The sequence below is a fragment of the Sphingobium boeckii genome (assembly GCF_014199215.1).
Classification (GTDB): domain Bacteria; phylum Pseudomonadota; class Alphaproteobacteria; order Sphingomonadales; family Sphingomonadaceae; genus Sphingobium_A; species Sphingobium_A boeckii.
In genome coordinates, this window is sequence record NZ_JACIJC010000001.1 from 514,153 (window position 1) to 527,183 (window position 13,031).

The window sequence follows — 13,031 nt, forward strand, 5'->3', positions numbered from 1 at the left end:
GATCGAGCCCTTTAGCGCGCGGACTTCTGCAGCACTGGATTCACGGTTTCACCGGCGTTGAGGAAGCCGCCGGCGGACAGCACCACCCGCTCCGTGCCATTCAGCCCCGCGTTGATCGCCACGCCATTTTCGGCAACCTCGCCCACGGTGACGCCGCGGCGCTCGATCTTATTGTCCTTGCCGACCACATAGACGAAATTGCCTTTTTCATCGCTCTGCACCGCCGATTCCGGCAGCAACGGCGCATTTTGCGAGCCGCTGATGATTTTCGCCGCCGCAAAGCCGCCGGGGCGCAGCGCCACATCATAGGAAAGCGCGATGCGCGCCGTGCCCTGACGGGTTTGCGGATCGATGATCGGGGACACTTGCCAGACTTGGCCCTTGAAGGCCTGCGCGGTGCCGACGGGCGTAACCGTGGCGTTCACGCCAACGGTCGTCGCCGCGAGATCGCCTTCGCTGAGCTGGGCGAGCAATTCCATCTCTCCGCCCTTGGCCAGACGAAAGAGAATTCCGCTGGCCGAACTGACCACCTGGCCAGGTTCGATGGCGCGCGTGAGGACGAGACCGGCGGCGGGCGCGCGGATATCCAGACGACCCGTGCGCGCCTGCGCCTCGTTCAATTGCGCCTGGGCGACGCGGACGCGCGCATTGGCGGAGTCGCGCGTGGCGGTCTTGCGGTCGATATCGGCCTTTGAAATGAAGCCGCGGGAGAGCAGCGCCTGCGAACGATCCAGCTCGGATTGCGCAATGCGGGCATCGGCGCGCGCGACATTGATCTGTGCCGCCAGCGAATTGGCCTGTTCCACCTGCACATCGCGGTCGATCGTGGCCAGCACCTGCCCGGCGCTCACCCATTGGCCGGGTTCGACCAGAACGCGCGTGACCATGCCACCTTCGCCGGCCACGCCGACAGGCATTTCCCGGCGTGCAGCCAGCGATCCCGTTGCGGCGATCGTGCGTTCCACGGTTTGACGGCCGGGAATGAAGACGGTGACCGTGGGCACGGATTTCGCGGCCGCACCCTCGGCAAGGGCGGCGTCATCCTGGCCGCGCATGAAGAACCAGATGCCGGCGAGCAGCACGACGAGAAGCACGGCGACGCTGATGAACATCCGGCGGCGACGACGCGCACGCACGTCATCGTCTTCCAGGATGTCCGCAGCACCGCCCGCCTCGGTGAATCGCGTTTCGTAATTCATCATCGCCCGCCTTCAGCTCTCAAGCCCGTTATCTGCCGAGTGTATTACATCAATAAGTCACTCGCCTCAAGCGGGACTTTCTCTCCGGCGTGGCTGATGCGCCCGGACGGCGTCGAAATCAAGCCGGACGCCCGGAATCCATAGGGTTTGAAGAGTTTTATTCGCCGCCCCTTGCCAAAGAAAAAGTTAGGCGTGATGCTGCTCCCGGTTTCGAATTTGCGGGAGGCTTGGGGCATGGACGGCGTTTTCTGGTGGATCATCATAGGTCTTGTCGCGGGGTCGCTCGGCAAGCTCATCATGCCCGGCAAAGATCCCGGCGGATGCCTGATCACGGTGCTGATCGGGATCGCGGGGGCGCTGCTCGCCGGCTATATCGGACAGATCATCGGCTATTACGAGCCGCAGGAACGCGCCGGCTGGATTGCGGCCACTCTGGGCGCCGTCGCGTTGCTCGTCATCTACCGCATCATCCTCAAGGTGAACGGCAAAGGCTGATCGGCGTCTGAATTGTCCGTTCACGCCCGGTGCAGCGCCGGGCTGCATTAAGGCGTGCTACGCCGCTGTTGCAGCGGGCGAATTAAGGAGCCCTATCGTATGACCAAATCTCTTGCCCCGATCGCGCTGGCAGCGATGGCCATGGTGCCCACGGCGCTCTCTGCGCAAGCGGTGCCGCCGCAGCCGATTCAGGGAACGCGGCTTGATATCGTCGCTACCGGCGAAACCAAGCGCGTGCCGGATGTCGCCGTGATCAGCGCCGGCGTCGTGACGCAGGCCGCCGACGCCGCAGGCGCGATGCGCGACAATGCGGACCGGATGGCGAAGGTGATTGCGGCGCTGAAAAAAGCGGGCGTGGCGGAGCGCGACATCGCGACCAGCACCATCGGGCTCAACCCGCAATATCGCTATGGTGAGAATGTGCCACCCGTGATCACCGGCTATCAGGCGAATAACACGCTCACGGTGCGTTTTCGCGACGTCGCCAGGAGCGGCGCGATCCTCGATGCGCTGGTAGCCGCGGGCGTCAACCAGATCAGCGGCCCCACGCTGCAGATCGACAAGCCCGAAGCGGCGGAGGATGAGGCGCGAGTCGCCGCGGTGAAGCAGGCTCAGGCGCGTGCTCAGCTTTATGCCGGTGCGGCTGGGCTGAAAGTGAAACGGATCCTGTCTATCAGTGAATCGGGCGGATATAATCCGCAACCGCCGGTGATGTATGCGATGAAAGCCCGCTCCGAAGCCGCCGATACGGTGATCAATCCCGGCGAGCAATCGGTCGGCGTCACAGTGAATGTGAGCTTCGAACTGGAATAGAATACAGAAAGGCCGCGCGGATCGCTCCGCGCGGCCTTTCATTTTACGCGACTGACTGGTTTATCGCACGCTGCCGCGGCGGACCAGATTGATGATCCCGAGCAGCACCACGGCACCGATGAACGATGCGATCAACGAACGGGCATCAAGACCGGCATTGTTGATAGAGCCGCCGCTGATGAACAGCCCGGCCAGAAAAGCGCCGACGATGCCGACGATGATGTTCAGGAAAATGCCCTGCTGCGCGTCGGTGCGCATGACGATGCTGGCAAGCCAGCCGATGACGCCGCCAACGATGATCCAGATAATGAAACCCATGGTATTCCTCCTGCTGCGCGACTTTGTCCGGGGTCGCTTGCTGAAGGTTTATACGGTCATCGCGGTTCTTTGTTCCACAGCCGGAATTGTTAAAATGCTTGGGGCGGAGCGATTTTTCCTCGCTCCGCCGGAATCTCAGTATTTCTGCTGGCGCTCATAAAGCGATTTATAATGCTGGATGCGCGTGACGCGCAGCCCCGGCATACCCGATCGATCGACCGCGCGCTGCCATCCGGCGAATTCTTCCAGCGTGAGGCTGTAACGCTCGCAGACTTCGTCCACGCTGAGCAATCCGCCGTTCACCGCTGCTACAACTTCCGCCTTGCGACGCACTACCCAGCGTGTCGTGCTGGGCGGCGGCAAGGAGTCTATCGTCAGGGGTTCGCCGAGCGGACCGATCACCTGTGCTGGGCGAATTTTCTGATTTTCGATCATTCCTACCTCAAAACATGGGCTTACGCGGATACCAACGCATCCAGTGACTCCACTTAAACCAAGAGCGTTGAAATAAGACTAAAGGCCCAAGGTAAACATTCTGGTCATCTTCACTCATCGCCTGCGAGCAGCCCCGCGGCGGCGGCACTGAAACTCCCCGGCACCGGAAAAGCCGCCCCATCGGCTCCATCCGCGAACAATCTCACCATGTGATTTTCGCCCATGTGGCTGTCGGCAAGCCGCACGATCGCCGTCTGCATCCGCGCGGTTTCGCTTGTTTCCTGCTGCGCCGAAAGCGCCGCGATGAGCACCTGAAAATCGGGTGCGAAAGCCTCTGGCTGCGCCAGCAGACGTTCGAATCGCGAAAGGCCGATCTTGCTCATCCGTCTGGATTAGGGACGAAGATTGAATCGACCGTAAACTTTGGCGAATTTTGCGTCCGGCCCCGGAAATGGCTATGGGCCGGTGATCATGTCTCCCGAATTCCAGCTCGAAGGGCCGCTTTCAGCCCGCCGCATCGTCGTCGCCATGTCCGGCGGGGTCGATTCCTCGGTGGTGGCCGCGCTCGCGGCGCGCACGGGCGCTGAAACGATCGGGATCACGCTTCAGCTTTATGATCATGGCGAAGCCGTGGGCCGCACCGGGAGCTGCTGCGCGGGTCAGGATATCCGCGATGCGCGCGCGGTCGCCGAAAAGCTCGGCATCGCGCATTATGTGTTCGATCATGAAAGCGCGTTTCGGACCTCGGTGATCGAGGACTTTGCTGACGAATATATGGCCGGACGCACGCCCATCCCCTGCGTTAAATGCAATATGGGCGTGAAGTTCACCGATCTTTTCCGGCTGGCGAAGGATCTGGGCGCTGACTGCCTGGCCACGGGACATTATGTCCGCCGCGTGATGGGGGTTGAAGGCGCAGAGCTTCACCGCGCAGCCGATCCGGCGCGGGACCAGAGCTATTTCCTGTTCGCCACGACGCAGGATCAGCTCGATTATCTGCGTTTTCCGCTGGGCGCTATGCCCAAACCCGCAGTGCGCGAGATCGCCAGGGAATTGGGGCTGGGCGTCGCGCTAAAGCCTGATAGCCAGGATATCTGCTTCGTGCCTGACGGCGATTATGCCAAGATCGTGAAGAAGGTGCGGCCCGACGCAGACACGGCAGGCGAGATCGTCGATCTCGGCGGGCATGTGCTGGGTCAACACAGGGGCTTCATCCATTTCACCGTGGGCCAGCGCAAGGGGCTGGAGATCGGCGGACAGCCTGAGCCGCTCTATGTGATCCGGCTTGAACCCGAAACCCGACGCGTGGTGGTCGGGCCGCGGCGCGCTTTGGCGGTGTCGGGTGCGCGGATTGCGGACATCAACTGGATCGGCGGGGATCACCGCGGTCCGCTTGCCGCCAAGGTGCGCTCCATGGCGAAACCTGTAGGCGCACGACTGGATGGCGGGCGGCTGGCGTTCGACGACCCCGAATATGGCGTGTCGCCGGGGCAGGCCGCAGTGTTCTACGATGGCGAACGCGTGCTGGGCGGCGGCTGGATCGAAGAGACCGAAAGCGCGCTGGTGGCGGAAGTGGTCTGATCAACGCCGCCGCTACCATGGCAAACTTTTTTGGGGCCGATCCATTGGCACACATGCAACCGTCATGCTGAGCTTGTTTCGGCATCCATTGCTCCGCCCGACCAATGATCGTGGCTTCGAAATGGACCCTGAAACGAGTTCGGGGTGAGGATGGTTTTGCAGAGATCTGCCTAGAAACTAAACACGCCCTCGATTACCGTCACGCATTGCCCCGTCAGGATTACCCGTTCCCCGGCCACGCGGCAGTGCATATGCCCGCCGCGCGCAGATGCCTGAAACGCGCTGAAGCTGTCCCGCCCCAGTTTGTCCGCCCAGAAGGGCGCCAGCGCGGCATGGGCCGAACCCGTCACCGGATCCTCATCTATGCCCCAAGCGGGTACGAACACGCGGCTGGCGATGTCGGCGCTGCTGCCCGGCGCGGTGACGATCGCCATGGTTTCGATCCCGGCCAACGCCTTGAAATCGGGCGTACAGGCCAGCACGGCGGCTTCGTTTTCCAGCAGAATGATGTCGGTCTCTTCCGCGCCGGACACGGACGTGAACACTGCGCCGCCTGGTGTGCCGAGCGACGCCAGCAGCGCATCGTTGCGGCCCGGTGCCATAAGCGTGGCCGGCAGATCGAGCGCATAGCCCTCGCCATCACGCGATACGGTGAGGATACCCGCCTTGCGCGTGCGGAAACGGACCCTGTCTCGGCCGGGATCGGCGGACAATATCGCATGGCCGGAAGCGAGCGTGGCATGGCCGCACATCGCGACCTCCACCGTGGGCGTCCACCAGCGCAATTCGTAATCCGCATCGCCGGTCGCGGGGATCAGGAAGGCGGTTTCCGAAAGATTGTTCTCCATCGCGATCGCCTGATGCACCTCTTCCGGCAGCCACGCGTCGAGCGGGAACACGGCGGCGGAATTTCCGGTAAAGGGTTTGCTCGCAAAGGCGTCGATCTGGGTGAAGGGCAATCTCATTCGGGCGTCTCCCGCAAGGCTTCATCCTCCTCGCCCAGCCGATCATTATGGCCTTCTGGATCGGGATGGATGATGATTTCGGTATCCGGAAATTCAGCCATCAGCGTGGCCTCCATCGCATCCATGGCCCTGTGTGCCTCTGCGATGGTCATATCGGGCGATACCCACACATGGAATTGCACGAAATCGCGCGAACCACTGGTGCGTGTGCGCAGATCGTGGATGCCAATGAACTCCGGATGGCGGGCCGCGATGTCGAGGAATCGCTGCCGCTTTTCGGCGGGCCATTCCTTGTCCATCAATTGATCGATCGCCTGGGTGGAGGCGCGCCATGCACCATAAAGCAGCCACAGCGCGATCAGCACGCCGAACACCGGATCGATCCAGCCCAGGCCGAGATATTGATCCAGCACGAGCGCAGCGATCACCGCGCCATTCAGCAGCAGATCGCTCTGATAATGCACATTGTCCGCGCGGATGGCGATCGAGCGGGTCCGCGCGATCACATGGCGCTGATAGGCGAGCAGCGCGAATGTCACGAGCAAGGCGATTATGGACACCCCGATGCCATATTCGGCATTGGCGGTAACCTCGCCTGCGATCAGCCGCGAGATCGCGCGCGCGCCGATCGCCAGTGCAGACATGGAGATCACGATCACCTGGAACAATGCGGCGATCGCCTCCGCCTTGCCATGGCCGAACCGGTGCTTGTCGTCCGCCGGTTGTGCCGCCACGCGAACACCCAGCAGGGTGACCAGCGACGCGATCAGATCGAGCGCCGTATCCGCCAGCGATCCCAGCATCGCGACCGAACCTGTGACCGCTGCGGCATAGAGCTTCAGCGCCAGCAGAACGAGCGCGGTCGCCACGCTGGCGAGCGCGGCATTGCGGGTCAGCCGGCCATGATCATGCGCGGTGCTCACGGATAGAGCAGCCCTTCGTCCCAATCATCGCCGGTGCGGGTAAACAGGCGGCGCTCGTGCAGGCGATATTCCCGGTCCTGCCAGAATTCGATTCGCTGCGGCGTCACGAGATAACCCGACCAATGCGGCGGGCGCGGCACGTCACCGCCATCGAAGCGGGCCTGCATCGCGTTGAAGCGCGCCTCGAATGTCTCGCGCCGATCGAGCGGACGCGATTGTTCGGAGGCCCAGGCACCCAATTGCGAATCGCGGCTGCGCGTGGCGAAATAGGCGTCGGCGATCAGATCGCTCACGGGGGAGACCGGACCCTCGATGCGGATCTGGCGGCGGAGCGATTTCCAGTGAAACAGCAAGGCCGCCTTGGGCTGCGCGGAGAGATCGTCCGCCTTGCGGCTCTGCTGGTTGGTATAGAAGACGAAGCCTTCGGGGCCATGGCCTTTCAGCAGCACCATGCGCACGGCGGGCTGCCATTCGGCATTCACCGTGGCCAGGGCCATCGCGTTGGAATCATTGATCTCGCTCGCGCGGGCTTCGGCGAACCAGAGATCGAACAGGGCAAAAGGGGAGTCGGTCATGATGGGGGCAATAGCGTATCGGGTGCGCGCGGGGAATGCGCTTGTCCCGACTTGAAACCGCGCCATTAGCGCCGATCTGTTGCGTCGAAGCAATACACCGGCCTAAAGGGCGCATATGGCAGATCCTTATACCACATTGGGCGTCCAGCGCGGCGCGAGCGAAGCGGACATCAAGAAAGCCTATCGCACGCTTGCGAAAGAGCTTCATCCCGATCGCAACAAGGATAACCCCAAGGCCGCTGAGCGCTTCGGGCAAGTTACCTCGGCTTACGATCTTCTGAGCGACAAGGATAAGCGCGCGCGCTTCGATCGCGGCGAGATCGATGCGGATGGCAATCCCGCATCGCCCTTCGGTTTTGGCGGCGGCGGTCCGCGGCCGGGGCAAGGCGGCGGGCAGCCCTTTGGCGATGATGGCATGGATCTGGGCGATATTTTCGACGGCCTGTTTGGCGGCGGACGCGGGCGCGGCGGCGGCGGCTTCGGACGCGGCGCGCGACAGGCGCCGCCGCAGCGGGGCGGCAACGTGAGTTACAAGCTGGCCGTCACGTTCGAAGATGCCGCCGCGCTCAAGCCGCAGCGGATCACGCTGCAGGATGGCAAGACGATCGATCTGAAGCTCTCCGTCGGCGTGGAGACGGGCACGCAGATGAAGCTCGGCGGCAAGGGGCAGCCGGGGCCGGGCGGTGCTGGCGATGCGATCGTCACGATCGAAGTGCGCCCGCATCGCTTCTTCGAGCGCGACGGCGACAATGTCCGCCTCAATCTGCCCGTGACGCTGAAAGAGGCTGTGCTGGGCGGCAAGGTGAAGGTGCCCACGGTGGATGGCGCAGTGATGCTGGGCATTCCGGCGGGCGCGACATCGGGCAAGGTTCTGCGGCTGAAGGGCAAGGGCTTTCATGCCAAGGCCGGCGCGCGGGGCGATCAACTCGTCACGCTGATGATTGATCTGCCCAGCGAGGACGAGGCGCTCAAAACCTTTGTCGAAGGCTGGTCGGGCGACGACGGGCGCAACCCGAGGGCAGGGCTGGGCGTATAGCCTCAAGCATGGCCGGCATTTCCCCCCAATCCCCCGAGGCGCGGCGCAAGCGGCTGGATCAGGCGCGCGATGCGCTGGGGGATAGCTGGGACAGGATCAGGCCCGGCACTTATCCCTTCACCGTGGCCAAGCGCGTGCTGGTAGGCGTCTATAGCGATGGCTTCATCCATGCGGGCAATCTGGCCTATCTCGCACTCGTCACGCTCTTTCCCTTCTTCATCGTGGCCGCCGCCGCCGCGCGGCTGGTGGGCCGCACGCAGGATGGCATCCATGCGGTGAACGCCTTCCTGCGCACTGTTCCGCCCGGCGTGGCTGAGGTGCTGGCAAAGCCGATCAACGATGTGCTGATGTCCCGGTCCGGATCATTGCTCTGGTTCGGCGCGCTGATCGGCCTTTGGACCACGGGCAGTTTCATCGAGACCATCCGCGATATCCTGCGCCGTGCTTATGGCGTCAGCTATTCGCGGCCCTTTTGGGAATATCGATTGGGGTCGATCGGGATCATCATCGGATCGGTGTTGCTCGTGATGATCGCGTTCAGTTTTCAGGTCGTGTTGCTCGGCGTGGAGCAATTCATCGTGCGCGTGCTGCCCTTCGCGACGGATACGGCCGCCTGGGTGTCCGCCTCGCGCGCGGCACCTGCGTTCGCGCTATTTGCGGCGTTTTACATGATTTTCTATACGCTTACGCCCTCGGCTTATCGCACGCGACGCTATCCCAAATGGCCCGGCGCGGCGGCCGTCACGCTGTGGTGGCTGGGTGTCTCCACGCTGCTGCCCAAGGCGCTGGAAAGCGCGGTCAGCTACGATCTCACATATGGCAGTCTCGCCGGTGTGATGATCGCGCTCATTTTCTTCTACCTTGTTGGCTTTGGCGTGGTAATCGGGGCCGAATTGAACGCCGCGCTGGCTGAAAGCCCTGATCACAGGGCAAAGTCCGCAGCGGCAGGGACTGAAAAGACGGAGGCATTGTGAGCGGTTTAATGACCGGAAAACGCGGGCTGATCATGGGACTTGCCAATGATCGCTCGCTCGCCTGGGGCATCGCCCAGCAACTGGCCGCGCAGGGCGCGGAACTGGCGTTCAGCTATCAGGGCGAGGCGCTGGAAAAGCGCGTGCGCCCGCTGGCGGAGCAATTGGGATCGGATTTCCTTCTCGATTGCGACGTTTCGGACATGGCGGAACTGGATAAGTCGTTCGAAACGCTGGCCGCGCGCTGGCCGACGATCGATTTCGTCGTCCACGCCATCGGCTTTTCGGACAAGAATGAATTGCGCGGCGGTTATATCGACACCAGCCTCGAAAACTTCCTGATGACGATGAATATCTCCGCCTACAGCTTCGTCGCGGTGGCCCGGCGCGCGCGGGCCATGATGCCGAACGGCGGCAGCCTCGTGACGCTGAGCTATTACGGCGCGGAAAAGGTGATCCCGCATTATAACGTGATGGGCGTGGCCAAGGCGGCGCTGGAAGCCAGCGTCAAATATCTGGCGATGGATCTGGGGCCGGAAAACATTCGCGTGAATGCGATTTCGGCCGGCCCGATCAAGACGCTCGCGGCCTCGGGCATCGGCGATTTCCGCTATATCCTGAAATGGAACGAGCTGAATTCACCGCTCCGCCGCAATGTCACGATCGACGATGTGGGCGGTGCAGGCCTCTATCTCTGCAGCGATCTCGCCTCGGGCGTGACGGGCGAGATTCACCATGTGGATGCCGGCTATAATGTGATCGGCATGAAAGCCGAAGACGCACCGGATATTGCTTTGCAGTGACATTGGAGCGCAGCGAACCCATCGGCTTCTACAATTTTGGTGTAGCTTATCTCGACACGGCTCGATTGGCCTCACTCCATCCGACCAAACCGAGCTTTTCTGATCCGATGGAATTTTTGATATCGCATGGCCTGGAATTGATTTTCAAAGCCGACCTGCGTCGTAAACTCAGCTTAGAGAAAGTCCGAAATAAATTCGGACACAATTTGTTGAAGATGTCCAAAAATCTGAGCGAGCCATTTTTACAACATTTTGAAGTTGACGACATGTTTAGAGCGCTCGTAACTTATCTGTCTGAGGGACATTCTGGACCAAATTGGCGAAATCGCTATTTGGAGACCGGATTCCGCGCGGTTCAAGTTTCGACCGAAGATATGTTACAGCTCGTCCATAGATTTAACATTGATGATCGACGCTGGCTGCTTGGTCATTTTGCAAGGCACTCAGAATGAGCTTCAACACCTTCGGCCGCGTTTTCCGGTTTACCACTTGGGGTGAATCCCATGGGCCTGCCTTGGGCGCGGTGGTGGATGGCTGTCCGCCGGGGCTGGCGCTCTCCGAAACCGATCTCCAGCCCTTTCTCGACAAGCGCCGTCCCGGCACGTCGCGCTTCACGACGCAGCGGCAGGAGCCTGATCAGGTGCGCATCCTTTCTGGCGTGTTCGGAGGCCGCACGACGGGCACCCCGATCAGCCTGATGATCGAGAATGTGGACCAGCGTTCGAAGGATTATTCGGAGGTCGCTTTGGCCTATCGCCCCGGCCATGCCGATTATGCCTATGACGCGAAATACGGTTTCCGCGATTATCGCGGCGGTGGGCGCAGTTCGGCGCGGGAGACCGCGGCGCGCGTGGCGGCGGGCGGCGTGGCGCGCGCGGTGATCCACGAAGTCAGCATTCTCGCCTGGGTTTCCGAAATCGGCGGCGATGCGATCGATCCGGCGCGGTTCGATGCTGCGGAGATCGCGCGCAATCCTTTCTTCTGCCCCGATCCCGAGGCCGCTAAGCGCTGGGAGAAAATGGTCGATGAAGCGCGCAAGGCGGGATCGTCGCTGGGTGCTGTGATCGAATGCGAAGCCACCGGCGTTCCTGCAGGCTGGGGCGCGCCGCTTTATGCCAAATTGGATAGCGAATTGGCGGCTGCGCTGATGAGCATCAACGCCGTAAAGGGCGTGGAGATTGGCGATGGCTTTGCCGCGGCCAAATTGCGTGGCGAGGATAATGCCGATCCGATGCGGCCGGGCATGGATGGCCCGGAATTCCTGGCCAATCATGCGGGCGGCATTGCGGGCGGCATTTCCACCGGACAGCCGGTGCGCGTGCGCGTGGCGTTCAAACCGACCAGCTCGATCCTGACTCCGGTGGAAACGATCACCCGCGAAGGCACGGCGAGCGAGATCATGACCAAGGGGCGTCATGATCCGTGCGTCGGCATTCGCGGTGCACCCGTGGTGGAGGCGATGATGGCGCTGGTGCTGGCGGATCAGAAGCTGCTCCACCGCGCCCAATGCGGATAATGAAGCGGGGCGGGTGAGTTAGACGGGCGGCGTCTGCGCGGCCCTCTGAGCCTTGGCGGCCTCTGCCCACCAACGCAGTTCGCCGGCGAATTTGGGAAAGTTCTTTTCCAGCCGTGCGCCACCATCGCCGGTGGGTTCGCCCCGTTCGTCAAGCGCATGGCCGATCTGGCCCAGCGGCAGGATTTCGCCGATCGTGGGCATCCCCAGCGCCGCCAAAGTCACGCGCCAGCTCGCCATGGATCGCACGCCCGCGAAGACGCCCGCGGAATAACAGGCGATCGCTGCAGGACGGTATGCGAATTCCTGGAGATAATGATCGACCAGATTCTTCAGGCCGGGCTGCACACCCTGATTATATTCACCCGCCACGAAGACGAACGCATCGGCGTTGCGCAGCGTTTCCGCCAGTCGCTCCATCGCCTCGGGCGCTTCCCCCGCAGGGTGATCCGCATAGCGCTTGTCCAGCATCGGCAGGCCGATCGCCCTGGCGTCGATCAGTTCGGCTTTCTCTCCGCGCGTATTCAGGCGAGACACGATGAAATCGGCGAGGCGTATCCCCATCCGGCCGGTGCGGTAGGAACCGTAGATCACCGGAATATTGAGCGCCATGTCTCAGCCCCTTCGGATGCCGATCACGGTGCCCTTGGTGCCGCCGTGCCGCAGATGAAAATCGAAATCGGGCCAGTTCTTGCGCCAGCGCCGCATCACGATACGCTCGCCCGGCCGCGCGCCATCGTCAAGCAGGATCATGCCGCCGGGCACGATCCTGTCGAACAGGCATTCGGCCGCGCCGCGCACATAGGGATGGATCGCCCAGGGTGGGCCATCGATGATCAGCATGTCGATCGCATCGGGCAGGGCACCGATATCATACCAATAGCCCGGCCACCCGCCGGGCGCGGGAACGAGCGCTGCGGCGCGCATATCCGCCTCCAGGCCATAATCACCCAGCCAGCCGCGGGTGGAATCGACGAAATCGCGATGCTGATCGAAGCTGATCAGCCGCCCGCCGCCGTTCAATTGCAACGCGCGCGCCGTCACCAGCGTCGAAGCGCCTGCACCCAGTTCGATCACCACGCGCGGCTGCAGGCGCTCCACGCTGTCCACGATCAGCCCGAGCAGCGCGGTGTCGGCTTTCCAGCTTCCCAGATTGGGCAAAGCATCATGCGGCAGGCCGAGACGATCGAGCAGCGCACGCTTGTCCCGCTTTCTGCCCCCCGAAAGGCTGCGCAGCAGCCAGGGCCAGCCGATCGCCCCGAAAGCGATGATATGCGCCCAATCGGAGAGCGATGTTGCGATTTCGCCGCCCTGCTCGCCATGCGAGCGGGGGAGCAGACCAGTGGCTTCGCGTGATGTCATCAAAGCGCACTGGGCTGCTTCCGTTACCGGAAAAAGTCAGCG

General features: G+C 62.4%; 17 protein-coding genes. 8 read left to right on the forward strand and 9 right to left on the reverse strand.

Features of this window, described 5'->3' with window-relative positions; all coding sequences use genetic code 11:
- Positions 1-11 precede the first annotated feature (11 nt).
- The gene (locus FHS49_RS02660; protein ID WP_184015952.1) at positions 12-1,199 is read right to left on the reverse strand and encodes an efflux RND transporter periplasmic adaptor subunit; all 1,188 of its coding nucleotides are present in this window, start codon (positions 1,197-1,199) and stop codon (positions 12-14) included.
- A gap of 195 nt (positions 1,200-1,394) precedes the next feature.
- Here FHS49_RS02660 and FHS49_RS02665 point away from each other — a divergent pair, with 195 nt between their 5' ends.
- Entirely contained in the window at positions 1,395-1,694 is a 300-nt protein-coding gene (locus tag FHS49_RS02665; protein WP_425502668.1) for a GlsB/YeaQ/YmgE family stress response membrane protein, read from the forward strand.
- A 99-nt stretch (positions 1,695-1,793) separates the two neighbouring features.
- Positions 1,794-2,507 carry an SIMPL domain-containing protein gene (locus FHS49_RS02670; RefSeq protein WP_184014939.1) on the forward strand — a complete coding sequence of 238 codons (714 nt, stop codon included), beginning with the start codon at positions 1,794-1,796 and terminating at the stop codon, positions 2,505-2,507.
- A 60-nt stretch (positions 2,508-2,567) separates the two neighbouring features.
- Here the strand turns inward: FHS49_RS02670 and FHS49_RS02675 are convergent, their stop codons facing one another.
- The 3 genes from FHS49_RS02675 to FHS49_RS02685 all read right to left on the reverse strand — a co-directional run bounded on the left by FHS49_RS02675 (position 2,568) and on the right by FHS49_RS02685 (position 3,643).
- The gene (locus tag FHS49_RS02675; RefSeq protein ID WP_184014941.1) at positions 2,568-2,825 is read right to left on the reverse strand and encodes a GlsB/YeaQ/YmgE family stress response membrane protein; all 258 of its coding nucleotides are present in this window, start codon (positions 2,823-2,825) and stop codon (positions 2,568-2,570) included.
- A 135-nt stretch (positions 2,826-2,960) separates the two neighbouring features.
- Positions 2,961-3,260, reverse strand: coding sequence for a CtrA inhibitor SciP (gene sciP, locus FHS49_RS02680; RefSeq protein WP_184014943.1), 300 nt, complete (start codon positions 3,258-3,260; stop codon positions 2,961-2,963).
- A gap of 110 nt (positions 3,261-3,370) precedes the next feature.
- Entirely contained in the window at positions 3,371-3,643 is a 273-nt protein-coding gene (locus FHS49_RS02685) for a hypothetical protein (RefSeq protein WP_184014945.1), read from the reverse strand.
- 88 nt (positions 3,644-3,731) lie between these two features.
- Between FHS49_RS02685 and mnmA the strand changes: the two genes are divergently transcribed.
- Positions 3,732-4,841 (forward strand): tRNA 2-thiouridine(34) synthase MnmA, encoded by a 1,110-nt coding sequence (gene mnmA / locus FHS49_RS02690; protein ID WP_184015956.1) that lies wholly within the window; start codon positions 3,732-3,734, stop codon positions 4,839-4,841.
- Between the two features lie 170 nt (positions 4,842-5,011).
- On the opposite strand, the gene FHS49_RS02695 is transcribed toward mnmA, so the two are convergent.
- The 3 genes from FHS49_RS02695 to pdxH are packed head-to-tail and all read right to left on the reverse strand — an operon-like array spanning position 5,012 to position 7,304.
- A complete protein-coding gene (locus FHS49_RS02695) occupies positions 5,012-5,806 on the reverse strand; it encodes a PhzF family phenazine biosynthesis protein (RefSeq protein WP_184014947.1) in 795 nt (264 codons plus the stop codon).
- On the reverse strand, positions 5,803-6,729 hold the full coding sequence (locus FHS49_RS02700; protein ID WP_184014949.1) for a cation diffusion facilitator family transporter: 927 nt from the start codon (positions 6,727-6,729) through the stop codon (positions 5,803-5,805). The genes FHS49_RS02695 and FHS49_RS02700 overlap by 4 nt, the downstream gene beginning before the upstream one ends.
- Positions 6,726-7,304, reverse strand: a complete 579-nt coding sequence (pdxH, locus tag FHS49_RS02705) for a pyridoxamine 5'-phosphate oxidase (RefSeq protein ID WP_184014951.1) — start codon at positions 7,302-7,304, stop codon at positions 6,726-6,728. The genes FHS49_RS02700 and pdxH overlap by 4 nt, the downstream gene beginning before the upstream one ends.
- Before the next feature lie 115 nt (positions 7,305-7,419).
- Here pdxH and FHS49_RS02710 point away from each other — a divergent pair, with 115 nt between their 5' ends.
- Genes FHS49_RS02710 through aroC form a run of 5 tightly spaced genes read left to right on the forward strand, consistent with a single transcriptional unit; the run spans position 7,420 to position 11,630 of the window.
- Entirely contained in the window at positions 7,420-8,340 is a 921-nt protein-coding gene (locus tag FHS49_RS02710; protein ID WP_184014953.1) for a DnaJ C-terminal domain-containing protein, read from the forward strand.
- An 8-nt stretch (positions 8,341-8,348) separates the two neighbouring features.
- Positions 8,349-9,314 carry a YihY/virulence factor BrkB family protein gene (locus tag FHS49_RS02715; RefSeq protein WP_184014955.1) on the forward strand — a complete coding sequence of 322 codons (966 nt, stop codon included), beginning with the start codon at positions 8,349-8,351 and terminating at the stop codon, positions 9,312-9,314.
- Entirely contained in the window at positions 9,311-10,114 is an 804-nt protein-coding gene (gene fabI / locus FHS49_RS02720; protein WP_343052880.1) for an enoyl-ACP reductase FabI, read from the forward strand. The genes FHS49_RS02715 and fabI overlap by 4 nt, the downstream gene beginning before the upstream one ends.
- Positions 10,115-10,116: 2 nt before the next feature.
- On the forward strand, positions 10,117-10,566 hold the full coding sequence (locus FHS49_RS02725; RefSeq protein ID WP_184014959.1) for a hypothetical protein: 450 nt from the start codon (positions 10,117-10,119) through the stop codon (positions 10,564-10,566).
- Positions 10,563-11,630 carry a chorismate synthase gene (gene aroC, locus FHS49_RS02730; protein ID WP_184014967.1) on the forward strand — a complete coding sequence of 356 codons (1,068 nt, stop codon included), beginning with the start codon at positions 10,563-10,565 and terminating at the stop codon, positions 11,628-11,630. Before FHS49_RS02725 ends, aroC begins: the two co-directional genes overlap by 4 nt.
- An 18-nt stretch (positions 11,631-11,648) precedes the next feature.
- Here aroC and FHS49_RS02735 read toward each other — a convergent pair whose 3' ends face one another.
- Positions 11,649-12,239 (reverse strand): NADPH-dependent FMN reductase, encoded by a 591-nt coding sequence (locus tag FHS49_RS02735; RefSeq protein WP_184014969.1) that lies wholly within the window; start codon positions 12,237-12,239, stop codon positions 11,649-11,651.
- A gap of 3 nt (positions 12,240-12,242) precedes the next feature.
- Positions 12,243-12,989, reverse strand: coding sequence for a class I SAM-dependent methyltransferase (locus tag FHS49_RS02740; RefSeq protein WP_184014971.1), 747 nt, complete (start codon positions 12,987-12,989; stop codon positions 12,243-12,245).
- Between the last annotated feature and the right edge of the window lie 42 nt (positions 12,990-13,031).

What these genes read in the sequence shown, in the direction of transcription:
- sciP (WP_184014943.1), bottom strand. Translation starts at nt 3,260, where the DNA reads ATGATCGAAAATCAGAAAATTCGCCCAGCACAGGTGATCGGTCCGCTC.
- FHS49_RS02715 (WP_184014955.1), top strand. Translation starts at nt 8,349, where the DNA reads ATGGCCGGCATTTCCCCCCAATCCCCCGAGGCGCGGCGCAAGCGGCTG.
- FHS49_RS02660 (WP_184015952.1), bottom strand. Translation starts at nt 1,199, where the DNA reads ATGAATTACGAAACGCGATTCACCGAGGCGGGCGGTGCTGCGGACATC.
- pdxH (WP_184014951.1), bottom strand. Translation starts at nt 7,304, where the DNA reads ATGACCGACTCCCCTTTTGCCCTGTTCGATCTCTGGTTCGCCGAAGCC.
- FHS49_RS02695 (WP_184014947.1), bottom strand. Translation starts at nt 5,806, where the DNA reads ATGAGATTGCCCTTCACCCAGATCGACGCCTTTGCGAGCAAACCCTTT.
- FHS49_RS02675 (WP_184014941.1), bottom strand. Translation starts at nt 2,825, where the DNA reads ATGGGTTTCATTATCTGGATCATCGTTGGCGGCGTCATCGGCTGGCTT.
- FHS49_RS02740 (WP_184014971.1), bottom strand. Translation starts at nt 12,989, where the DNA reads ATGACATCACGCGAAGCCACTGGTCTGCTCCCCCGCTCGCATGGCGAG.
- aroC (WP_184014967.1), top strand. Translation starts at nt 10,563, where the DNA reads ATGAGCTTCAACACCTTCGGCCGCGTTTTCCGGTTTACCACTTGGGGT.
- FHS49_RS02685 (WP_184014945.1), bottom strand. Translation starts at nt 3,643, where the DNA reads ATGAGCAAGATCGGCCTTTCGCGATTCGAACGTCTGCTGGCGCAGCCA.
- FHS49_RS02665 (WP_425502668.1), top strand. Translation starts at nt 1,395, where the DNA reads ATGCTGCTCCCGGTTTCGAATTTGCGGGAGGCTTGGGGCATGGACGGC.
- FHS49_RS02735 (WP_184014969.1), bottom strand. Translation starts at nt 12,239, where the DNA reads ATGGCGCTCAATATTCCGGTGATCTACGGTTCCTACCGCACCGGCCGG.
- mnmA (WP_184015956.1), top strand. Translation starts at nt 3,732, where the DNA reads ATGTCTCCCGAATTCCAGCTCGAAGGGCCGCTTTCAGCCCGCCGCATC.
- FHS49_RS02710 (WP_184014953.1), top strand. Translation starts at nt 7,420, where the DNA reads ATGGCAGATCCTTATACCACATTGGGCGTCCAGCGCGGCGCGAGCGAA.
- FHS49_RS02670 (WP_184014939.1), top strand. Translation starts at nt 1,794, where the DNA reads ATGACCAAATCTCTTGCCCCGATCGCGCTGGCAGCGATGGCCATGGTG.